The organism is Pseudoalteromonas sp. M58 (assembly GCF_042604605.1).
In the GTDB taxonomy this organism is placed as follows: Bacteria; Pseudomonadota; Gammaproteobacteria; order Enterobacterales; family Alteromonadaceae; genus Pseudoalteromonas; species Pseudoalteromonas tetraodonis.
Window position 1 is genome coordinate 981,721 of record NZ_CP152390.1, and the last position, 21,574, is coordinate 1,003,294.

The 21,574-nt window shown below is 40.0% G+C and carries 18 protein-coding genes; 6 read left to right on the forward strand and 12 right to left on the reverse strand.

All coding sequences use genetic code 11. From position 1 onward, the window contains the following. Nucleotides 1-41: 41 nt before the first annotated feature. Nucleotides 42-1,247, reverse strand: a complete 1,206-nt coding sequence (locus AAGD16_RS04575; protein ID WP_368485421.1) for an MFS transporter — start codon at nt 1,245-1,247, stop codon at nt 42-44. A gap of 340 nt (nt 1,248-1,587) precedes the next feature. Between AAGD16_RS04575 and AAGD16_RS04580 the strand changes: the two genes are divergently transcribed. From AAGD16_RS04580 to AAGD16_RS04590, 3 genes are all read left to right on the forward strand, one after another. Further along, nucleotides 1,588-2,010, forward strand: a complete 423-nt coding sequence (locus AAGD16_RS04580) for a hypothetical protein (RefSeq protein ID WP_028835426.1) — start codon at nt 1,588-1,590, stop codon at nt 2,008-2,010. Next, nucleotides 2,007-2,204: a helix-turn-helix transcriptional regulator gene (locus AAGD16_RS04585; protein WP_013464415.1), complete on the forward strand. Its 198-nt coding sequence runs from the start codon at nt 2,007-2,009 to the stop codon at nt 2,202-2,204. Before AAGD16_RS04580 ends, AAGD16_RS04585 begins: the two co-directional genes overlap by 4 nt. A gap of 88 nt (nt 2,205-2,292) precedes the next feature. Continuing rightward, entirely contained in the window at nt 2,293-4,419 is a 2,127-nt protein-coding gene (locus tag AAGD16_RS04590) for a TonB-dependent receptor plug domain-containing protein (RefSeq protein ID WP_368485422.1), read from the forward strand. 79 nt (nt 4,420-4,498) lie between these two features. On the opposite strand, the gene AAGD16_RS04595 is transcribed toward AAGD16_RS04590, so the two are convergent. Further along, nucleotides 4,499-5,380 (reverse strand): LysR family transcriptional regulator, encoded by an 882-nt coding sequence (locus tag AAGD16_RS04595; protein ID WP_368485423.1) that lies wholly within the window; start codon nt 5,378-5,380, stop codon nt 4,499-4,501. Between the two features lie 111 nt (nt 5,381-5,491). On the opposite strand from AAGD16_RS04595, the gene AAGD16_RS04600 reads away from it, so the two are divergent. Further along, on the forward strand, nt 5,492-6,472 hold the full coding sequence (locus tag AAGD16_RS04600) for a TDT family transporter (RefSeq protein ID WP_377113942.1): 981 nt from the start codon (nt 5,492-5,494) through the stop codon (nt 6,470-6,472). 76 nt (nt 6,473-6,548) lie between these two features. Here the strand turns inward: AAGD16_RS04600 and AAGD16_RS04605 are convergent, their stop codons facing one another. Both AAGD16_RS04605 and AAGD16_RS04610 read right to left on the reverse strand, forming a co-directional pair. After that, nucleotides 6,549-7,949: a pre-peptidase C-terminal domain-containing protein gene (locus AAGD16_RS04605; protein ID WP_377113945.1), complete on the reverse strand. Its 1,401-nt coding sequence runs from the start codon at nt 7,947-7,949 to the stop codon at nt 6,549-6,551. Between the two features lie 294 nt (nt 7,950-8,243). Continuing rightward, entirely contained in the window at nt 8,244-8,417 is a 174-nt protein-coding gene (locus tag AAGD16_RS04610; RefSeq protein WP_064663140.1) for a DUF2986 domain-containing protein, read from the reverse strand. Between the two features lie 161 nt (nt 8,418-8,578). Between AAGD16_RS04610 and AAGD16_RS04615 the strand changes: the two genes are divergently transcribed. Continuing rightward, nucleotides 8,579-10,066 (forward strand): dipeptidase, encoded by a 1,488-nt coding sequence (locus tag AAGD16_RS04615; protein ID WP_041695847.1) that lies wholly within the window; start codon nt 8,579-8,581, stop codon nt 10,064-10,066. A 71-nt stretch (nt 10,067-10,137) separates the two neighbouring features. Here AAGD16_RS04615 and AAGD16_RS04620 read toward each other — a convergent pair whose 3' ends face one another. From AAGD16_RS04620 to AAGD16_RS04640, 5 genes are all read right to left on the reverse strand, one after another. Continuing rightward, complete coding sequence (locus AAGD16_RS04620) at nt 10,138-10,899, reverse strand: EAL domain-containing protein (RefSeq protein ID WP_058154340.1); 762 nt, start codon at nt 10,897-10,899, stop codon at nt 10,138-10,140. A 256-nt stretch (nt 10,900-11,155) separates the two neighbouring features. After that, nucleotides 11,156-11,584, reverse strand: coding sequence for an OsmC family protein (locus tag AAGD16_RS04625; RefSeq protein ID WP_013464424.1), 429 nt, complete (start codon nt 11,582-11,584; stop codon nt 11,156-11,158). Between the two features lie 192 nt (nt 11,585-11,776). Beyond that, nucleotides 11,777-12,934, reverse strand: coding sequence for a N(5)-(carboxyethyl)ornithine synthase (locus tag AAGD16_RS04630; protein WP_064663139.1), 1,158 nt, complete (start codon nt 12,932-12,934; stop codon nt 11,777-11,779). A gap of 285 nt (nt 12,935-13,219) precedes the next feature. Further along, nucleotides 13,220-13,354, reverse strand: coding sequence for a DUF2256 domain-containing protein (locus tag AAGD16_RS04635; protein WP_010391223.1), 135 nt, complete (start codon nt 13,352-13,354; stop codon nt 13,220-13,222). Nucleotides 13,355-13,356: 2 nt separating this feature from the next. After that, the gene (locus tag AAGD16_RS04640) at nt 13,357-14,886 is read right to left on the reverse strand and encodes a cryptochrome/deoxyribodipyrimidine photo-lyase family protein (protein ID WP_058154343.1); all 1,530 of its coding nucleotides are present in this window, start codon (nt 14,884-14,886) and stop codon (nt 13,357-13,359) included. 102 nt (nt 14,887-14,988) lie between these two features. Between AAGD16_RS04640 and AAGD16_RS04645 the strand changes: the two genes are divergently transcribed. Further along, nucleotides 14,989-15,597 (forward strand): flavin reductase family protein, encoded by a 609-nt coding sequence (locus tag AAGD16_RS04645; protein ID WP_377113953.1) that lies wholly within the window; start codon nt 14,989-14,991, stop codon nt 15,595-15,597. 18 nt (nt 15,598-15,615) lie between these two features. Here the strand turns inward: AAGD16_RS04645 and AAGD16_RS04650 are convergent, their stop codons facing one another. The 3 genes from AAGD16_RS04650 to AAGD16_RS04660 all read right to left on the reverse strand — a co-directional run bounded on the left by AAGD16_RS04650 (nt 15,616) and on the right by AAGD16_RS04660 (nt 21,528). Beyond that, nucleotides 15,616-16,917, reverse strand: a complete 1,302-nt coding sequence (locus AAGD16_RS04650; protein ID WP_013464428.1) for an MFS transporter — start codon at nt 16,915-16,917, stop codon at nt 15,616-15,618. Between the two features lie 67 nt (nt 16,918-16,984). Further along, nucleotides 16,985-20,290, reverse strand: a complete 3,306-nt coding sequence (locus AAGD16_RS04655) for a PAS domain S-box protein (protein ID WP_013464429.1) — start codon at nt 20,288-20,290, stop codon at nt 16,985-16,987. Continuing rightward, a complete protein-coding gene (locus AAGD16_RS04660; RefSeq protein ID WP_013464430.1) occupies nt 20,290-21,528 on the reverse strand; it encodes an ABC transporter substrate-binding protein in 1,239 nt (412 codons plus the stop codon). Before AAGD16_RS04660 ends, AAGD16_RS04655 begins: the two co-directional genes overlap by 1 nt. Nucleotides 21,529-21,574 lie beyond the last annotated feature (46 nt).

A 21,574-nucleotide genomic window follows, 5' to 3' on the forward strand; every position in this document is an offset into this window, starting at 1 on the left:
AAAATGTAAAAAGAGCCGCTTAGCGGCTCTTTTTGTTTTTATTAACAAGGCTGTGCCTGTTTAGTTTTGTTGCCGCTAATTTGTATATAACTAAGCAGCCACATTAACAGCCCACCTAAAAATAAAGCCGCAGCAACATAGCCTGTTTGATTTGGCGCTGCCCCTTTTGCAATAGCAATGCCGCCAACCCAAGGGCCAATAGCATTTGCAATATTAAACGCACACTGCACTAATGCCCCAATCATGGCGTGGCCGTCAGGTGATACATCCATTAATAGCGTTTGCACTAAGGTTGATAGCCCTAAGCTGCAGCCAATAAAAAATATAACCGCATACAGCAGATAAATATTATAGCTGGCACTGACATATGCAAATGCAAAAACAATGGTAGAGGCAAGCGTAAATCCGGTGGTTTTTATCGCTGATTTATCGGCAGCTTTACCTAGTACGTAATTACCGAGCGTAGAGCCAACACCAAACATCACCATAGCAATTGAAATTGTATAGGGCGCGCTCTGAGTGACCTCTAAGATCGTATCGGCCACATAGGTATAAATACAAAATACGCCACCAAAGCCAATAATAACAATCCCTAATATTGACCAAACCAGTTTGTTTTTTAGCACCCCTAATTCGTTGAGTAAGTTAGAAGTATGGGTGTTTTTAACATTAGGCACCACGTTATACACAAAAATAAAGGCAATAAACGCCAACACCCCAGCCGCAGCGAGGCAATAACGCCAACTAAGATTTTGCCCAACCAATGTCACCACCGGCACACCAACGATAGTGGCTATGGTTAAGCCCATAAACACTTTTGACATAAAGCTAGCGCGTTTTCCTTGCGGTGCTATATCAGAGGCCAGTAATAACGCGGCACCAAAATAAGCGCCATGGGGAAGGCCACTTAAAAACCTAAACAGCACCAGTTGTTCTAACGAGGTCGCTAATGCACTTAAACTGTTTGAAATACACATTAAGCTTAAAAATAATAATAGCGCTCGTCGTTTTCGCATATTTGCCGTTGCCAGCATTAAAATGGGTGCGCCAACCACCACCCCAAGAGCATAAGCACTAATAGCATAACCACTTTGTGACGGGGTACTGCCAAAAGCCTCACTAATTAATGGCAACATAGGCATCATAGAAAATTCAGATAACCCTAAAATAAAAGTACCCAACGCCAGCACAATTAAAATAGCGGTTCTATTGGGCTGACCCGACGGCGATGTAGTATCAACGGCCATATAAATCCTTGAAGATAATAAATAAAATTTAATAACAAACTAAACGTCAGTGCGTTTAAAAATAAAGCACACACGCTTATTTAGTTGAATGTGGAAATGAGGAGTAAAGAGGCGTGCATTTTAAATTAAAAGCTCTCTTTCGTCATGGACTAAACCATAATTTAAGATGAATAAAATTTAACTTAAGCCAACCAAAGGACGGTTAAGTAAGTTCAGCAAAGTATTAACGCAATCAAAAATAAGCAGTGTTAAATTTAAAGTGTAATGTTAACTTGACTTTTTGTAAGACATGAATGATATTTGTAAAGTAAACATTACTTTTAAAAACAGGATAAAGGCAATGAAAGCAGAATTAAATTTAAAACAACGCCAAATTAAAAATACCAGTTACCTAGCTAAATGGACCTTAATATGGCTTTTTACTTTAGCTATTTGCAGCTTTGGCCCCACTTTAATCTGGGATCGTTCAGCGCTAATTAGTGGCTTTTTTATTATTATAAATTTGGCTGCTGGCGTAGGGATGATTTTAGCCAACAAGCGCTATTTGCAAGGCATGGATGAATTAATGCAAAAAATACATCTCAGTGCCATGGGGTTTACCTTAGGTGCAGTGTTAGTAGGCGGGCTGGCATACACCAATTTACAATTGAGTGGTTTAATTGATTTTAAAGCGCAAATACCCGACTTAATGTTTTTAATGGGGGCGGTGTATTTAATTAGTGTGTATGTGCTTAATAAACACTATTGCGCAGGTGATGAATGAAAAATAGATTAAAAGTGTTAAGAGCCGAGCATAATTTCACTCAAGCAAAGTTGGCCGAGCTGTTGGATGTATCGCGCCAAACGATTAATGCCATTGAAAAGGGCAAGTTCGATCCCAGCTTGCCACTGGCTTTTAAGGCCGCAAGGTTGTTTAAACTTAAAATAGAAGACATTTTTGATGACGAACAGGGTTAAAAATTAACAAAGTGCGACAATATGTCGCGCTTTTTAACTTGCCGCAGCACGTATAATTTACCCACAAAATTTTTGTGGTAAATCAATAATGACTGATAAAAAAAATCCCCTAACCTCCTATTTAGTATCGCCTTTGGCACTTGTTATAAGTGGCGTATTATCGCCTGTTGCCTTTGCAGATGACGCCTCAATTGAAGTGATTGAAGTACACGGTCAAGCACAAAACAAACACCTATCGTTAGGTTCATCTGAATCGTTATTAACTGATTTAGGTGTGGACTTTTCAGCCGCCGGTGGCATGGCTAACTTACCTGTTTTAAATGGTTTAATGGGCGATAGAGTGGCGGTACTGGTCGATGGAGCGCAAATCACCGCCGCCTGTGCCAATCAAATGAACCCGCCACTGTCGTATATTTCAGCCAATCAAATTAGTAGCTACAAAGTGGTTGCAGGTATTTCTCCGGTAAGCGCGGGAGGCGATAATATTGCAGGGGTGATCGCGGTTAATTCTATTTCACCTCAGTACAGTGAAAGCAAGCAACTTGGCTGGCACTCTGGCTACGTATCAGCCCAATACAATACGCTAGATAACGGCAAAAAGGTAGGCGCGGGCATGCGCATTGCCAGCGACGTATTCAGTTTTAATTATCAAGGTGCGTTTAGCGATGCTAACAGTTATGAAGATGGTAACGGCGATTTAGTGCTCGATACCCTGTACCGCGCGCAAAACCATAGTTTAAGTGCTGCCATGCGCGATGATAAGCAACAATTAGTTGTTAAGCTAAGCCATCAAAAAATACCCTATCAAGGCTTTGCTAACCAATATATGGATATGACAGATAACACCAGCTATGGCGCTGTTGCCCAGTATAAGCGTGCTTTTACAAACAGTGAGCTTGAAGCGCAGTTAAATTGGCATAGCGTAAAGCATGAAATGGGCTTTTTCAGCGCAGAAAAAACCGGAAAAATGCCAATGAAAACCGACGCCGAAGATATAAGCACTCAGTTAAAATGGCGATTAGCGCTTGATAACAACAGCCAGTTATTACTCGCCCAAGAGTACCATTATATGAATATTGATGATTGGTGGCCTGCGGTTGAAGGCTCAATGATGATGGGGCCAAATGACTACAACAATATTAATAACGGCCGGCGTCAGCGTATTGCCTTGCTTGCTGAATATGAAAGCCAATTAGATACTCGCTGGTGGTTAAATGCAGGCGTTCGATTTGAAAATGTAATGACCAATACCGACGATGTACAAGCATATAACGCAGGTATGGTCGCTATGAGTGCGATGGCCATGGCGATGCCAAGTGATGCAATGGCCGCTAAAGAGTTTAATGGTCAGAACAAAAAACAAACAGACAACCTAGTCGATGCAAACGTGCTGATTAACTATCAACTAAGCAATAATGACGAGTTACAAATTGGTTTAGCTCGTAAAAATCGCGCACCTAATTTATACGAACGTTACAGTTGGGGGGTGGGAAATATGGCCACCACCATGATAGGTTGGTACGGCGATGGTAATGGCTATATTGGTAACATTGCCCTTAAACCTGAAACCGCACATACGCTTAGCACTACGTATACCCGTATGGCTAAAGACGACAGCTGGCGTATCAGTGCTAATGCGTGGGTGAGCGATGTAAATGATTATATTGACGTCAACAGAGTAAGAAGCTTTAACCGCACAGCGCTTGCTGCCAATACTCGTAATGTACTTATGTTTAATAACGTAGATGCCACGCTTTATGGAGTAAAGCTAGATGCGGTTGCTACTCTGCACGAGTCTAAGCAGTATGGTAGTTGGTCGTTAAAAGCTAACATTACCAATACCCGTGGTAAGCGCGACGATACCAATCAGCCGCTTTATCAAATTAAGCCACTGCAAACCTACTTTGCGATTAACCAGCAAATAGGCCGCTTTGAAAACGCACTCACGTGGCAGTGGGTCGATAGTAAAACCCGCGTAGATAGCAACCGCCTAGAAAACCAAACCGAGCAGTATCATTTACTTAATTTAAGCTCAAAAGCCAGTTGGGATGCATTGACTGTGAGTGTTGATATTACCAACCTGCTTGATGAGTATTATGAATTACCACTGGGCGGCGTAAGCATTGCTGAGTTTAAACAAGATTCAACGCAGGGGTTCAATCAATTAGCAGGACAGGGTCGTTCTATTAATTTGGCTATGAGTTACGCGTTTTAAGATGAGAGAGTAAGTTAGTATGAGCCGTCTGATTCGATTTTTGGTTAATCGAATCTGACAGTTAATGACTATTAATTTTTTAATTCTGCTTGTGACAAAAATCTATAAACTGCGTTAGCAGCGGATTTTTGTATTTGTCTTTATGCATCACTAACCAAAACTGTCTTTGCATGGAGTGGTTTAAGTTAAGCTGCGTAACGCGGCCATCGTTTAAAGCGTACTGTGCCGCGAGTGACGATAAACATCCCAGTCCTAACCCTTCTGCAACGCTGTTGATCAATGCCTCTGTGGTATTGAGCTCAAAGCTTTGGCTCCAATTATCGATATGCGTAGCAAGGTTTTGTAAAAAGAATGAGCGTGAGCCAGAGCCGGTCTCTCTTAATACCCATTGACTGTTTGCTAAGTCATTAAAACTAAGCTGTGGTTTTTTAGCTAAAGGGTGGGATGGCGGCGTAATTATGCACATGGTGTCTTGACTAAACACGGTTGAGACTAAGTCACTTTGCTGGGCATGGCCTTCTATTAATGCAATGTCGAGTTCAAAGTCGCGCAGTTTTTGACAAATAAGCTCAGAATTTGAAATAAAAACCTGCTGAGAATAATGCTGCTGTTGTTGGCGAAATCCACTGAGTATAGAGGGTAACACATGATTACCAATGGTATCGCTGGCACCTATTTTTAACGTGCCGCTGGCTTTTGCGTGGGACGAAAAAAGCGTATTAATATCATTTGCTCTGTGCAGTAATTCATCTGCCAAGGGCAGTAATTTTTGCCCTTCTTGATTTAAAATTAAGCGATGATTTACCCGATCAAACAGTGGATGGCCTAATTGTTTTTCAAGCTCGCTAAGAGACATACTGAGTGCCGCTTTAGACAAGTAAAGTCGCTCTGAGGCTGCGCTAAGCGTTGTATGCTGGGTAATACCTACAAACACTTTAAGTTGTTTAAGAGAAATATTCATGAGCTTGGTGTTTAGTTTTTCTGAACGTGTGTTCTATATAATTAGATTTAACTAAACAAAATGCAAGGTTAAACTTCTTTATAAGATAAACAGTGAGAGTGGAGTATAAACATGTTTAATTATATAAAAGCCAAAGTAATAACCGCACCTACCCCAATGGGCGGATTAGCATTAGGCATAGCCAGCCTTGGTTGGGCTTGGGAAAATATGTTCAATGTAAATGGCGCAGCGCAATACACTGGGGCGGCAATTGCAAGCGTATTATTATTAATACTTGGCTTAAAATTTTTACTGCACCCGCAATTACTAAAAGCCGACTTAGCGCACCCTGTCGTAGGCAGTGTGGTGCCTACTTTTGCTATGGCAACGTTGGTGGTATCTAATTCGTTAGGGCACGTTAATCCATTAGCAGGGGATGTGCTTTGGGTAGGCGCATTTTTATTGCATTTGGGATTTTTACTGAGCTTTATTATTCATCGTGTTCGTGAATTTAAAATTGAACACATGGTGCCAAGTTGGTTTGTACCACCGGTGGGGATTATTGTTGCCGATGTCGCGTTCTCGGGTAACCCAGCACTGCTATTTTTAGCACAAGGGGCACTTTATTTTGGCATGTTAATGTACGCAGTTATGTTGCCGATAATGATTTACCGGATAATATTTGCTGAGCAAATTCCTGATGCAGCACAGCCTACACTGGCTATTTTAGCGGCGCCAGCAAGTTTATCGTTAGCGGGGTATTTCACTGTGGTGACCCAACCGTCACCAGTGATCATTGGGGGATTATTTGGTATTGCCTTACTAATGACACTCATTATTTATACGGCATTTTTTAAATTACTACGCCGCAGGTTTTGCCCAGGGTTTGCTGCATTTACCTTTCCCATGGTCATTGGTGCTACAGCGTTATTTAAACTCGCGGATTGGATGCTAACGATGAACGTGGATATGCAGTTTATAAATCAAATACATTACTTAGCGATATTTGAGCTGCTAGTAGCAAGCGCTGTGGTTGGCTATGTAGCGATCCGTTATACGCATTATTTTAACCCTTTGGCTTCAAAGTGGCTTGAATATAAAACGAATAGGTAATTATCAGGTTTTTGTTTATTTAGTTATTATTTTTGCGACAGTTAAAAAAGAGCCCAAAGGGCTCTTAACTGGGGGATTAATAAGGATTGATAGGGGAGTAGAAGTTGTTGTTATTACCATTAATGCTCACGTCTAGTTGCATACCATTATGAGCGTGGCTAACCACATTGTAATTATCACCAGGTAGTAGCTTTACTCTATTAATATTTTGATAGTTAACAGCACTGCCACATTGCAATGTCACTCTTTGCGTATTAGCCGTTTCTTTAAAGATGTAAACTTCATTGCTGCCGTCAACAACACCTGTACCAGAGGCATCGATGAACAGTGAGGTTGCCTCACTGGCTGCAATAGAAAAGTACTGATTGCTGTGATGGCCTAAAGACACGATGGCGCGCCCCATTCTGTCACGTTCTTGGAAGTGCGTATCGGTTAAGCTGTTGTTTAATACAGGCACATTAATAAAGCGACTGCTGAAGTTAAGTGTCTCATGGCAAAAGTCAGTGACTACTTCATCGGATACTGCACCAGCAACGCCATCTGGGTCGTACACGCTGTTTGCCATTAATGCCATGCCTGCAGACGTTCCGCCAACGACACCGCCCTTATCAAAAACGTGTTGCACAGCGGTTTGTACTTTTGTACCTTGCCATTGATTAAGATAATCAGATTGGTCACCGCCTGCAATCCATACAAATTCAGCACTGCGGATAGCCCAGTCAACATAGTCATCATTCGCTTTGTTGCGAGTATCAATGATCAGTGTTTCTACTGAGTCGGCATTCATTAAGTTCAGTAAATAATCGTTGTAGGCGTCAGTACCTGAGGTTCTAAGCACAACAACATCGGCACCGCTGCCAACATGGTTGGCAACGCGATTACTAAATGCTTGATCAACATCGCTGCCACCACCCATCAGTAATACAGCACCTTGATCAGCTGTTAATGTGCTGCATGAATCAGCACTGCCACCTTGTAAATATGCTTGTAATGAACCTGGTTTTGCAGGGCGAGAACTATAGCCACAATCATCGTTACCACTTCCGCCACCGGTGTTACTACCTTCACCAAAATTGACTGTTAGATCGTACCAACCTGTACCCGAGTAACGCGTTACTTTTACATAATAAGTACCCGTTGATTGCGCGTTATAACTGCCTGTTTCTGGCACATTACTGGTCGCCCCTTCGGCTAGGGCCGACCCCGTTTCTTGATATAATGCCCAGTCAAAGTCATCACGAGTATGATGATCAAGATTAACTTCAATAGGTCCGGTTTGCGTTAGTTCGAATCTAAACCAATCAGTATCATTTCGACTCAACGAGCCTGCAACGGCGGTATTACTACAAAGTGGGGAATTTGCATTGCTTTCAGTGTCGTTTGATTCAACCTCGTTTGTTAAACAAGCATTACTTGCAAACGAAAAAAACATGCACGCGGCTAGTGATCCATTAAGAATTGAGAGTTTTCTTTTCATTATTGTTACCTGAATTTTAATTACATAGAAGCCTTCCTACTGCGAGGCATTATTGCTTTTAAATTATTCAGGTTTTTTTATTCGTCGAACCATTCACTTAAATGATAGTCGACAGAACATTCTTGAGGAGCACTAGGAGTGATAATAAATAGTTTGTTCATTTATGCCTCCTAAGTGATTATTGGTGTGTTTCAGCATTGCTGCTGAATGTTCAATATTACAGTTAGGCGTTCAACTTGCAACTATTTATTAACTTTTATTTTACTTTTGTTCCAAGCTTTTGTTTTTATTGATTTATAAACATGTTTCATCGTTTATAGACTCTGTTAGCTGTTCTTGAGCCAGTAATGCTAATTTTTCACGTTCAGCTTTAGACACATAAGCAGGTTTATTACTTTTATGTAATTTTGCATTTGCGCGCTTATCTTTGTTATTAAACTTTGTAATGATCTTTTTTCTGCGATTCATGATTAACCCCGTAATTTTAAGGTGCGCATTATACAGGCATCTTTAGTAAAGCTGTTAGATAAATATAGTGGCGGTTTTACGCTCTGTCGCAAAGCGTTGTTTGTTATTAAACAAGGGCGTTATAATTATGGTTCTTGGTTGTTAATTAAATGGGATTTGTTTTGAAAAAGTTAGCTTTAGCTAGTATCGCTTTATTGGCCTTTAATACTCATGCACAATTAAATAAAATTAATGACAGCGTGGCTGATTACGCTGTAAATACCTACCAAAGTGCGCAAGTACATACACTCACAAATTTGGTGTCTTTTCCAACGGTTAATAAAAGTGATGTTAGCGCACCACAAAATCCCGACTTTATTGGCTTTAAAGCGTTACTAAAAATGAAAGCGGCTGAGCTTGGTTTTGATTATCAAGATTTAGGTTACACCGTACTTATTGGTATGGGGCAACAAACTGATAAGGTAACCATAGTAACTCATGGCGATGTACAACCTGCTAATGCCAGCAAATGGAAGCAAAGCCCTTTTATTATTGACACCTCAGAGCCGGATAAATTAATTGGCCGTGGTACCGAAGACGACAAAGGCGCTATTGCGACTGCAATGTACGCCATGAAGGCGATAAAAGATAAAGGCATAGCGCTTGATAACCGTATTGAATTAATGATTTACCTAGCGGAGGAGTCTGACTGGGGGCCGTTAACTGAGTTTATGAAAACTTATCAGCAACCAAAGTATGCGGTAACCATTGATGCCTCATACCCAGTAGTGGTTGCTGAAAAAGGCTGGAGCTTAATTGCGCCAACATTTGATGCAACATCACCACAAACAGGTGTGTATGTCAGTGATGTAACCGGCGGCGCATTTGCCAGTCAAATCCCTGAAGATGCCAGCCTATTACTACATAACGCCAACGAAACATTAATTAATCAATTAAAAGCAAAAGCTAACACACTTAAGCAAGTTGAATTTAATTTTACAGAGCAAAATAACGCGCTGGCCATAAGTGTTAAAGGCATGTCGGCTCACTCATCTGAACCGGAATCAGGCGTTAACGCCATTGCTTATTTAGCTGAAATATTTAAAAACGTTGAGCTTGAAAACAATAGTGATGGCCAGCTCATTGATTTTGTTAATCAGCTTATTGGTTTAGATATTCACGGTAAACAGTTTGGCGAAATTGCTTATGAACATGACTTTATGGGGCCAATGACCGTAGCGCCTACGGTTATTGAACGTGAGGGTAATGCGCTTACTTTAGCGGTCAATGCTCGCCGTCCGGTTGGTAAAGATGAGACGTTACTTAAACAACAAATTGATACTGCGCTTGCTAATTGGCAAACGGCTAATCAGGTTACGTTAGCTAACATTAAAACCACCATTGGTACGCCCATGCTTTTAGATAGCGCACCCCATGCGCAAAAGCTACTTGATATTTTTAAGCATTATACGGGTGATAAAAACGCTGATTTTGTTTCAATAGGGGGCGGTACAAATGCCAAGCTATTTGATAATGCCGTGTCGTTTGGCCCATCTATGCCGGGCAAACGCTACACCGGGCACTCAGAACATGAGTTTATTACCCTTGAGCAATTAGCACTTAATTTACGTATGTATACCGCAATGATGATAGAGCTGGGGAATATGTAATTTTGGATATATAACCTATATCTAATACGAAAAAACCGCCGTAACGGCGGTTTTTTTATAGCAACGGTGTGCTATTGAAAATCAACTTCTGGCAAGCATTCAAACCCTGGTTTTGCAAATAAGTAACCTTGCATTAGCTCAATACCTGCGTGTTTTAACCACTGATATTCTTCAACGGTTTCAATGCCTTCAGCCAGAGCTGTAACATTTAGCGCGCTAAACATGTTTAAACAGTGAGTTACGATTGCCTGGCGATTTTTATCTTTGTCGATATCTCTGATCAGCGCCATATCAAGCTTGATAATATCAGTTTGAAAATCGGCTAATAGGTTTAATCCAGAATAGCCTGAACCAAAGTCATCGGTGGCTGTTTTAAAGCCTAATTCTTGGTAATAGCTCACAACACGTTTTACATGTGCGCTGTCTTCTATTTTTTCGACTTCTGTAAATTCAAACATAATATTTGTTGTAGGGAAGTTATACTTTTTAGCGGCTTCTAGGGTGGTACGAATACAACGCTCTGGCTTGTAGATAGCGTTTGGTAAAAAGTTAATACTAAGCATCGAATCTACACCTAGCTTTGATGCAAGTGCAATCGCTTTAATTCTGCATAACTGATCAAACGTATAGCGGTTAGTATCGTTAACACGAGAAATAATAGAGTAGGCCGATTCATTATTTAAACCACGGACAAGTGCTTCATATCCAAAAATAGTATTATTTTGACAATTTACAATAGGCTGAAATGCCATGGTAAAGTCAAAATCTAGTTCATTCGAATCAACGCAATTGCTACAAGATACTTTTTCGCAATTTAGTGATTTATCATTCATTCATCGTACCCTTTGTTTTAACCTACAAAATAAGGTGTGGTTAAGCCTGCCCTTAATCCTAACAAAGTATTGATATTTTACATAATCTATTTAACTGTTTTTGTTTAACCTTTTTGTAACTCACTGCGATTAAACAGTGCCTTTATTTCTATGATTAATGAAAAAGTAGCAATAAGGTTATGGCTTTTTTACATGCGCATAACCTTACTTTTCATGAGCTTTAAGCGCTTTGCGCCTAGCTTAATACACTCGGTATTTACTTAAGTGTGGCGTTAAGCGAAATCTCAGTATTTAATAATTTTGAGATAGGGCAGCCTTTTTTGGTTTGTTCGCACAATGCTTGAAATTGCTCATTTGAAATATCTGCAATGGTTGCATTTACTTCAAGGGCAATGTGCGTCACGGCAAAGCCATCATCCACTTCATCTAAACTAACCACTGCTTCGGTGTTTATGTTCTCAGCGGTAAAGCCCGCTTCACCAAGTGCCAGCGATAAAGCCATACCAAAACAGGCACTATGTGCTGCACCCACTAATTCCTCAGGGTTTGATCCTGGCTTATCTTCAAAGCGGGTATTAAACCCATACGGCTGGTTATCTAATGCGCCACTTTGCGTTGAGATATAACCTTTCCCTTTTTTAATATCACCAGACCATGTTGAACTTGCAGATTTTTTAATCGTCATTATGTTCTCCTTGTTGAGGGGGTAGGCTTTTTAGGTTAATTAGTCATACCGTGTAGTGTTTACAATACGTTGTAAACACTACACGGTAAAACAGCTAAAAAGCGTTATTTACATAGATAGTTGCAAAATAGAAGCCAAATAATTGAATAAACAAGGTTCACGTTACGTTTGGGATTATTTATTATCCCGAATTTAGGTTATGTCAGCTATTTGCAGGTGATAAGGCGGGGCGCTTTCACGGTTTTGAAACGCTAAAATAGCGTTGTTTTTAATTATTCCGTGTTCAATATTGATAGCGCGGCGAATGGTTTCGTCTTTTTGCCATTGCTCTGGGCCGGCTAAAACAGTTGGCAAGTATACAATGAGCGCGGCAGAAATAGAGCGCGTTGCACTTTCCCATAAGTAGCTAGGGGTATGATCAACCGCGTAATAATCCGTGGTTTTATAGCTAAACATTGGGTGTTTAAATGTTGTTGGCTTTGCAAAAAAGAATCCCATTCCTTCATCACAACTTACATCTATTATAAGGCTATTGGGTTTTAAGCAATCGGCTTCAGATTCAATCACAAAATTGACGGGGTTTGCGGTTTCTTGGTAGGTGCCATTAACAATAATGTCAGCTTCGCTAATAAGCTCAGTAAGCGGGCGCTGCGACCCATCGTGCTCAACCACTATCATACGAGCTTCGCCTTCAATGCCTGGGCGTACTTTAACATAATGACAATCAAGTACTTCTTCACGCACTTCATGATCGGGGCGCTGTATACAAATTGTAATATCTCTAAAACCATGAGCTTTTAATGCATAAATAGCACCTCGGCTAACAGCGCCAAAGCTAAAAATAATGGTTTTACGTTGATTACCGTAATGGCCATCAATGCCTTTTAGTTGCAGAGCATGTAACACCGCACAATAACCAGCCATTTCATTGTTTTTATAAAAAGTATGACGGCCCACATTCCCCTGTGGTGACCATACAAACATGTCTTCAAAGGCAATAAGAGTAAGCTTTCTATCAAGGGCAGCTTGGGTAATTGCTTGTTGTTGTACGCAATGTACATAGCCCCAAATTGTGCCGCCTTCTTTAAGTTCTTGTAAATCAGCAAGCACTGGTTTGGCAATAATGACGGTGCCTAATTGGGTTAAAATATCACTGCGGGTGGCAATGCCGCCTGTCAGTGCTGCAATTTCTTCGTCGCTCATATTAAATGCCGCGCCATAACCTTGCTCAAAAATCATATTTTTTCTGAGTTTTTCAGGTATACGCATTAAATGCGCAGGATGAATAGGGTAGCGTCTTTCATCTGTTTTACGTGATGTTCCAATTACGCCAATAGTTAATTCACTCATGCTATATCCTTGATTAAAGTATGCTGAGTTTATAAACGAATAATGCTACATCGCTAACAAACAAAGAGGGGTTTTACAGGCAAGCTCACGCCATGGCTGTAAAATAAGGCTTGGTAAAGGGTGTTCTTTTAATTAGCTGTGCTAGGTGTAATGAATGTTGAGCAGGCAGAGGGTAGAGTGTTAACTTGCATTGAATAACAAGTTGAAACGTTAACCACTATAACAGCTATGTAAGATATAAAGTGAGATTAAAGCGAATATGCGTGTATTGGTTTTTATAAGCGGCTATTTGCTGCGTTTGCACCGCTCTGAGCAATAAATAACGTTATCCCAATCTCGTTGCCACTTTTTACGCCACGCAAACGGCTTATTGCATACTGGGCAAATTTTTTGCGGTAAGTTAAGTTTTTTGTGCGCCATAATTAGGTGTTCTCTTTATTGCTGTTACTGCGAGTTTTGCGTTTTACACGGGTGATTTTTTGAGTCGGAGCTACGTGTTTTTTAAGAATTTTACCTATGGCGCGTTTTACATCGGGCCGCTCTCGGTATTGCCATAGCCGTTCGCGGGCTTCTTTTGAGGCGGTGGTTAAATCAAGCATCGGCTCAGGGTAGTCTTCACCTAGTTTAAAGTCGTTAAATAGCGCTTCCATGGGCGTTTGCTCCCAAGGTTGATGTAAATATTCAATGGGGAGCTTTTCAAGTTCAGGGCACCATTTTTTTATAAACGCACCGGTTGGGTCTTGATCCTCCGATTGCTTTATTGGGTTGTAATGACGAATAGTATTAATACCGGTGACAGAGGCTTGCATTTGAATTTGTGGGTAATGAATTCCCGGTTCAAAGTCTAAAAAGTAATTAGCCAGCGGAAAACTTGCTTGTTGCCAGCTGATGTTTAAATGATGCGTTACAAAGCTAACTAGCATAGCGCGCATTCTAAAATTAATATAACCGGTGGCTTTTAAACAGCGCATGCAGGCATCAATAATAGGAATACCAGTTTGCCCCTGTGCCCAGCGTTCAATATCGCTAGTAACCTGGGCGTCATCACGATACGGAAATGCATGGTAACCCGGATTTAGCGCTTTAAATTCCATGGTGCATTCGCTTTCAAACTTTTGCATAAAATGGCAATGCCAATGCAAGCGCGATACAAACGCGGCAAGTGGGCGCTTCCAGCCTTTTTTATCAGCAGAAGTGCTATGGTATGCGTCAATCGCCATTTGATACACTTGCCTCAGGCTGATATTTCCCCACGCTAAATAGGGCGATAACCTAGAGCAATGCGTACGGCTTAAGCTTGGGCTGGATATTCCTTTTTGATAACTCTTACCGCGTTCAGCAAAAAAGCTTTGCATTACTTCACGGGCAAGTCGAGGGCCCCCGTGCTGAAAATGTTCATTATCTTGCGTGTAGGCGCTCGGCAGTATAGGTGCTTGATAATCAGTAAGAGTAAGTGGTTTTATTTGCTTCCAATTAGGTATAGCAATAGGTGCTTGCATGGTTTGTTGCCAGCGCTCGTTCCAATTACTGCGATTTCTTTTGCCACGTATCACAGCCCCCGTTGGCGACTCTAACCAGTTAATGTGATGGTGTTGGCACCAGGCTTTAATTGCTATGTCACGCTCAAAGGTATTGTTTAGCCCTATTTCTTGGTGGCTAAAGAGGTTTGTGATTTCAAACTGCGAGTGAAGCGATTCAAGCAAGGTTTGCATATCTTCATTAAATATATATACGCGGCTGTTAAAGCGATCCAACTGAGTGTTTAAGTCGCAAATAGATTGATATACAAAGCGCCAATGCCGCTCGTTGTAATGCGCATCGTTAAGCAGTAAAGGTTCGAAATTATAAATTAAGAGGGTAGGCAGGCCGTTACTAAACGCATTTTTTAAAGGCTGATGATCGCTTAGGCGTAAGTCACGTTTAAACCAGACTATGTTTATTTTTATGCGCATGGATTCAATGTATTATTTAAAAATGCTATGAAGTAATTATTTAACTTGTACGCAGCGTAGCGATTTTCCGATTTAGTTTTTTAAGATTAAAAGTGAGAAACCATGTTTTTAGATTTAACCGATAATAGCAATCACTCTGTTTATAGCTACTTAGTGGGCGGTATAAGCCCAAGACCGATTGCGTGGGTAAGCACGTTAAGTGAGGAGGGGGTTGCTAATATTGCGCCTTATTCGTTTTTTACTGTTGCTAGTTGTAACCCGCCGGTTTTAAGCGTAACGCAGGTAAACCCTCGGGATAATGCAAATAAAGATACGTTAAATAATTTACTCGCTACCAAAGAGTGCGTAGTTAATATTGTTAGCCATTCGCTTGTTGATCAAATGAACCAAAGCTGCGCTAATTATCCACGTGACGTGAGTGAATTTGATGCTGCAAATATACAGCGTACCCCCAGCCAATTAGTCAGTGTACCAAGTGTTGTTGCGTCAAAAGTACGCTACGAATGTAAGTTGCGAGAGGTGATTACTATTTCAGATGAGCCAAGCGGTGGGCAAATGATGCTGTTAGATGTAGTGGGTATTTTCCTCGACGACACCGTTTTAGTGAACGGATATATTGATCCAACGCGTTTAGATGCGGTGGGTAAAATGGGCGGCGATTATTTTAGTACCACGAAAGACAAATTTGCACTAAAGCGCCCACAGTTATAAAGCAATGTGGGTAACCTATTATTCGGTTTGTGGTAAAAAGAATGCACTTATAGCACCTAAAAAACCAAGGGTACTGTAAAGTAAAATTAGCTCAGCGGTTGATAAAAAAGCCTCGAGTAAACCTATACTACCCAGAAGTAGTAATAACACCCCAATTACCGTGTTACTTACCGATACATAATCGGTGCGTTTATTGCCCTCAGCCATATCAACAAGGTAAGTTTTTCGCCCTAAACGCACGCCTTGGTGTGCAACTGAGAGTAAAAAATACAATATAGGCATAACCCACCAATTTAGCAGTAGTGCGCTATACCAAGTGGCAATAACAAATACGGCTAAGCCATTAAATGTGACTAATATAGCGCTAAGCACTAAAACACGCTGGCTAGATAAATCACTGAGCCTGCCCCAAATAGGCGCCGAGACTAAACTAGCAAAGCCAGAAACGGCAATAAAAGTGGCAAGCAGAGAAAATTCAAAAGACTGTTTACTGGCTAAAACTATATAAAAAGGGGCACTTAGAGCTGAGCATAAAAGTAGTGCACGGGTAACAACAAAATGGGCAAATTGTTTATCTTTATAAAGCAGCTTAAGTTTAGAAAACGCATGCAGCAAGCCATTTTCACCGCCATCGGTTGCCCCTTTATATTCATTTATTTGGCTGTAAAAAAAAGCCGCGATCACCCACATTATTGCACCGAGTGCTAAGGCTATAATGACGGTGTTTTGATCTTTTTGTTGTGAAAAAAACCACATGAGCAAGCCAAACGTTAAGGTGGCAAAACCGGCAATACTGGCAGCTAAGCCACTAATATTACCGCGCTGTTGCTTAGGAATAACTTTTCCAAGCACATCTTTTGCGGCCACCGAGTTAAACCCTCTAGCTAAGCTAAATAAAATTAATAAACCAATAATGGCGTAACCCGCAAGCTTGCCCTCAAGTGTAAATGCGACACCAACCATAGCCAAAATACATAAAGACTGCACAATAGCGCCAATAACCCACACCCATTTACGAATAGGCAATTGGCGGATAAAGCCAGCAATAGCTAACTGTGGCAGCAGTGAACCCGACTCTCTAATAGGTACTAGCCAAGCAATAAAACTCGCTGGCACGTTTAAGCTTTGCATTAACCACGGCAGCGTTATTTTGGGATTGAGTAGCGCATCAGCAAACTTACTAAACAGTTGGCTTAGCAGTAAAGTAATAAAATTACCGGGGACTTCTTGGCATGCGTTATCGTCAATGGCCTTACACGCGCGAGCATCTTCTTCGTTATTTAAGCGTTTATAAATTTGCTCTTTTGTTAGTTTTTTCACTCTATTTTACCGCTGTATAAGTACAAATATTTATATATATTAAGATGATATGGTTAACATATCTACTTTACTCATTGTTTTTAAGCTCATATGGCAACCACTTTAGAAGTTTTTTAAATAATATGTCTTGCGCAATGGGCTTAGAAATATAGTCGTTCATTCCAACCTGTAAGCACTTAGCTTTATCGCCCACCATAGCGTTTGCTGTCATAGCAATAATAGTAATTGGGGGATTTTTACTTCCAGCTTCATTTACTCTTATATGGGTTGTGGCTTGGTAACCATCCATCACTGGCATTTGGCAATCCATTAAAATGAGTGAGTACGGGTTATGGGAAGTTGTTTGTTTTAAATATTCGAGCGCGTGCTGGCCATTTTCTGCAATATCAATGCTATTAATTCCTATTTTTTTAAGCGTGGTAGAGGCGACGATTTGATTAATGTTGTTATCTTCAACCAGTAAAATACGAATGTTTTTGTCCCACACAATATCATCGCTCGACAAAGGCTGAGTGTCAGATAAATCCTCAGTAATGAGGCTGCTATTACTATGCTGTTTATCGCTAAAGCAGGTCGATAGCATCTTAAAAAGATTTTGTGTGATTATGGGCTTTGTAACAATGGCTGAAAACCGAGACGCTTGATATAAATCGCGCTGTTTATTTAGCTCACCCGTGGTCATTAAAACAACATGCGCAGCCATAAGATCTACTTCTTTATCAAGGGTTTTACTTAAGGTTAAAGCATCGCCGTCACTTAGCTGCATATCAATCATAATTAAATCAAAACAAAGGTTTTGTTTTTCGATATATTGCTGACATATTTGCACAGCCTGCTTTGCGGATGGGCTGATTACGGCTGTTGCTCCCCATTTAGTAAACTGCTTGTGTAAGATAGAAGATTGAGTTTGATTGCTGCACACAATTAAAATATTTAACGATGACATATCTACAGGGGGTAATACTTTTTGTGGGTTTTTACTGCGTTTTAGAACAACATTAAAGCTAAAGTTACTGCCCTTATTTTCTTTAGATTGTACCTGTATATCACCTTCCATTAGGTGGCATAACTTTTTAACAATCGCTAAGCCCAAGCCCGTGCCTCCATATTTTCGTGTTGTTGAAGAGTCAACTTGAGAGAATGATTTAAATAGCTTGGCTTGTTGGGCTGCAGAAATACCAATCCCAGAGTCTATTACTTGGCAGTTAAAACGCATTTGATTATTGTTAATCGGTGTGAGTTTAGCAATAACTTGCACTTCACCTTTATGAGTAAATTTAAGCGCATTATTTACTAAGTTTGTTAAAATTTGTTTGAGGCGTCCGGCGTCACCAATGACAAAAGCGTATTCAAGGTGCTCTATATCTAGCATTAACGGAATATTTTTACTGTGGGCATGAATTGCTATTGTTTCGATAAAATCGTCGAGCATGTTACAAAGGTTAAACTCTAACTCCTCAAGCTCAAGCTTACCGGCATCCACTTTTGAAAAGTCTAAAATATCGTTAATAATATTTAATAAGGAGTTTGCACTATTGAGTGCAATGCTTACCTGATGGTGTTGTTTTTCATTTAATGAGCTATCTAAAATCAAATTAAGCATGCCTAATACGCCATTCATAGGCGTGCGAATTTCATGACTCATTGCTGCTAAAAACTCGCTTTTGGCAATGTTAGCCTGTTCAGCCGCCGCTTTTGCTTCAATTAATAATTGATTCGCTGCTTTTTGCTCAGTGATATCTTGCTGAATTCCCACGTAAGCTGTGAGCTGTTGCTGCTCGTTAAAAACAGGCGAGATTTGTAGGCTATTCCAAAATTCCGTGCCATCTTTTTTATAATTTAGTATTTCTATACGTTGAGTTTTTAATGTTTTTATTGCATTAGTAATAATATCTATTGCGTTCTTATCGGTGTTTGGCCCTTGAAGTAAGCTGCAATTTATTCCTAGCATTTCCTCTTTACTATAGCCTGTTATTTTTTCAAATTCAGAGTTTAAAAAGACTAAAGGAAAGCCTTGCACACTCGCATCGGCTATAGAAATACCCACATTACACGATTCGATTGCCTGCGCTAATAAATCATTTTGCTCTTTTGCTTGTTTTAATGCTTTTTGAGAACGTTTTTGCTCAGTAATGTCAGTTACAGAGCCTGCCATTCTAATTGCTTTATTATGCTCATTGCGCAGTGCCATCCCTTTTACTGTAAAATAACGATAAGCGCCTGATTTAGTCTTTAATCTATAATCGTAATTAAAGGGAATGTTGCTAATTAAGTGATTTGCTATTTGCTTTTTATGCTTGGTTATATCATCAGGGTGAAGTAACTTATAAAGTGCATCAGCACAGTGAGGCAAAGCGTTTTTATCGTTTTCGTCGTAGCCAAGCAATACGCTAATACGGGGAGAAAAATATACTTCATTTGTAACAATATCCCAATCCCAAATACCATCATTACTGCCCTTAACCGCCAGTTCGTAACGCGCTTCACTTTGCTTTATCGCTTCTCTTGAGGATTCTAAAAGCTTAAACGGGTTTAGTAGTAAGTGCCGACCAAATACAAACAGGAATAACGACGATAAAGCCATACTTACAATAATTGATATAGCAATATCGATTATGAAGCGAGTAGTTTTAGCAGCAATTAAATTGGCAGTAATGTAGTAGTTTAATGTTATATCTGTATTGCCAATGAGGTTTTGGTTAATACTGACATACTCGTCATCTTGATTTAAATTAGAATAATAAACCCATGGGCCTGCTAAAGTCAGTCCATGGCTTTCACGGTCAAAGTCGGTCGGTAGTAACTGGGTCATTGGCGTATTAAATTGCACCATAAGCACGCCCTCAGTAAAGTTATTATATTTTATAGGCACCGCAATGGTGAATAGGTCGGTATTGGTTGGCTTATTTAATATCACCGCCTTTTCTGTTTGCTCTTCAAGTAAGCTATTTATCCATGGTTGCTCAATTATACTCAACTCGTTAATCGAAGGGTCGTTACTAAAAACCACCTCTTTTAATACGTTTATAATCGTTATTTTTTCGGTGCTACCCATTATTTTATATTGAAAAAGGTAATCTTGGAGTAGCGCTTTTGAGGTGTCTGACCCCATTATGGCGTTAGATAAAATAGGTTGACGAGCAAGGTCATTAAGAATTTGTGTTCTTGTTTCTAAAAATAGTGTGAGGTAGCTGGTGGTGAGTTTAGATTCAATCTCAAGACTTTTACTTTGCAAATCATAAATAGCTGTATTTGCGCGATGACCAACAAACAGTAAAGAAATAGTCACTGATAATATTAAGCTCAATGCTAAAAAAGTATAAAAAGCATTATTTGTTGAGAGCTTAAGTTTTTTATTTATTAATGCTCGCATTACTCAACATTGCCTATTGGGTTTTCGATAATGTGTATTTTTCCATCTGGCTGATAATTTGCCATGCATAAATCGTCAAAACCAAGTGCTTCGTGGGCATCAATATTATTAGCTGACCAAACAGCAAAAGGACGTTGGTATTGTTTTATTAAGCCATTAACTGGCATGGTTAAGTTTTCAAGTGCATGTTTGATTTTTGCTCTGTTGTGCTCTGTATTATCGGTTAAAGTTATTTGTGATATGCCCTGTAACAATAGTTTTGTTAAGTCGTAGGCATGAATAAATCCAGCCGGAGAAATTAACTCAGTGGGTGCTACAGGGGTAGGCTTGAGGGATAAGCTTTGTGCTATAACATTTTTAGTTAAAGCGGTTTGCGGCGTTTTTAAAAATGAAAAACAGCTTTGTATAAAATGTAAGCTCAAGTTTGATTTTATGGCTTGCTCAACGTTGGCAAAAAAATCCCCACCCGTTATTCCCCAATGACTAACAATAGGAAGGCGTTCATTTTTGGTAAAACTTGCCATCGCATTTATAAATACAGCCCCCTCAATGGCATTTCCAACAAATAAAATACACTCTGCAGGTGTATTTTTTATTTGATGCAGCATTAATTTGGCGTTATTTATTTTTGTGTTCCAGTTAAACCATTCTACTTGTGGTTTTATATCACCAAAGGCCTCAAGCATGGTGTTGTTGTTTGATTTTCCCCATGGCGTGTCTTCTAAAAGTAAGAGCGGATTTTTGCAATTTAGAGTTTGCGTTGCAAATTGGGCCATTCTATAACCGGCTTTTGTATCATCTACCGAGAGCCTAAATACCCAGTTATCATCACTAGGGTAGCGCGTAATAGACCCTCCGGCAGCCCAAGGCAGTAATAGTAATAGTTTGTTTTTATTGATGAACTCTCTGTTTTTTATATATGGCGGGGAGTGCAATCCACCAATAAAAACCAGTGCATTGGGGTCTTTTAGAAACTGCTGCATGTGCAATAAGCTGCGATTCGCATTACCTCGGTTGTCTTTTTCAATCAGTGTGAGCTGATAATCTTGTACGTTATTATTAATCTCTGCTAAAGCAGTCAGCACCCCCATCTTCATTGCATAGGCCGATTCGTAATGGTTTGAATAGTCTGAGTCATGGTAGAGCGTTAATGTTTTTACATCTTCGCTGCGTGCACTTAAAGGAAATGCTGCAATATAAAGTACACTTAAGAGGAGTACACAAACCAAAGATTGCATAATAAACTTTATATTAGTAATTTTTATTAAAGTTAGTCCATTTTGG

Excerpts from the sequence above, each read along its gene's own strand:
- AAGD16_RS04575 (WP_368485421.1), bottom strand. The coding sequence starts at position 1,247 with ATGGCCGTTGATACTACATCGCCGTCGGGTCAGCCCAATAGAACCGCT.
- AAGD16_RS04580 (WP_028835426.1), top strand. The coding sequence starts at position 1,588 with ATGAAAGCAGAATTAAATTTAAAACAACGCCAAATTAAAAATACCAGT.
- AAGD16_RS04585 (WP_013464415.1), top strand. The coding sequence starts at position 2,007 with ATGAAAAATAGATTAAAAGTGTTAAGAGCCGAGCATAATTTCACTCAA.
- AAGD16_RS04590 (WP_368485422.1), top strand. The coding sequence starts at position 2,293 with ATGACTGATAAAAAAAATCCCCTAACCTCCTATTTAGTATCGCCTTTG.
- AAGD16_RS04595 (WP_368485423.1), bottom strand. The coding sequence starts at position 5,380 with ATGAATATTTCTCTTAAACAACTTAAAGTGTTTGTAGGTATTACCCAG.
- AAGD16_RS04600 (WP_377113942.1), top strand. The coding sequence starts at position 5,492 with ATGTTTAATTATATAAAAGCCAAAGTAATAACCGCACCTACCCCAATG.
- AAGD16_RS04605 (WP_377113945.1), bottom strand. The coding sequence starts at position 7,949 with ATGAAAAGAAAACTCTCAATTCTTAATGGATCACTAGCCGCGTGCATG.
- AAGD16_RS04610 (WP_064663140.1), bottom strand. The coding sequence starts at position 8,417 with ATGAATCGCAGAAAAAAGATCATTACAAAGTTTAATAACAAAGATAAG.
- AAGD16_RS04620 (WP_058154340.1), bottom strand. The coding sequence starts at position 10,899 with ATGAATGATAAATCACTAAATTGCGAAAAAGTATCTTGTAGCAATTGC.
- AAGD16_RS04625 (WP_013464424.1), bottom strand. The coding sequence starts at position 11,584 with ATGACGATTAAAAAATCTGCAAGTTCAACATGGTCTGGTGATATTAAA.
- AAGD16_RS04630 (WP_064663139.1), bottom strand. The coding sequence starts at position 12,934 with ATGAGTGAATTAACTATTGGCGTAATTGGAACATCACGTAAAACAGAT.
- AAGD16_RS04635 (WP_010391223.1), bottom strand. The coding sequence starts at position 13,354 with ATGGCGCACAAAAAACTTAACTTACCGCAAAAAATTTGCCCAGTATGC.
- AAGD16_RS04640 (WP_058154343.1), bottom strand. The coding sequence starts at position 14,886 with ATGCGCATAAAAATAAACATAGTCTGGTTTAAACGTGACTTACGCCTA.
- AAGD16_RS04645 (WP_377113953.1), top strand. The coding sequence starts at position 14,989 with ATGTTTTTAGATTTAACCGATAATAGCAATCACTCTGTTTATAGCTAC.
- AAGD16_RS04655 (WP_013464429.1), bottom strand. The coding sequence starts at position 20,290 with ATGCGAGCATTAATAAATAAAAAACTTAAGCTCTCAACAAATAATGCT.
- AAGD16_RS04660 (WP_013464430.1), bottom strand. The coding sequence starts at position 21,528 with ATGCAATCTTTGGTTTGTGTACTCCTCTTAAGTGTACTTTATATTGCA.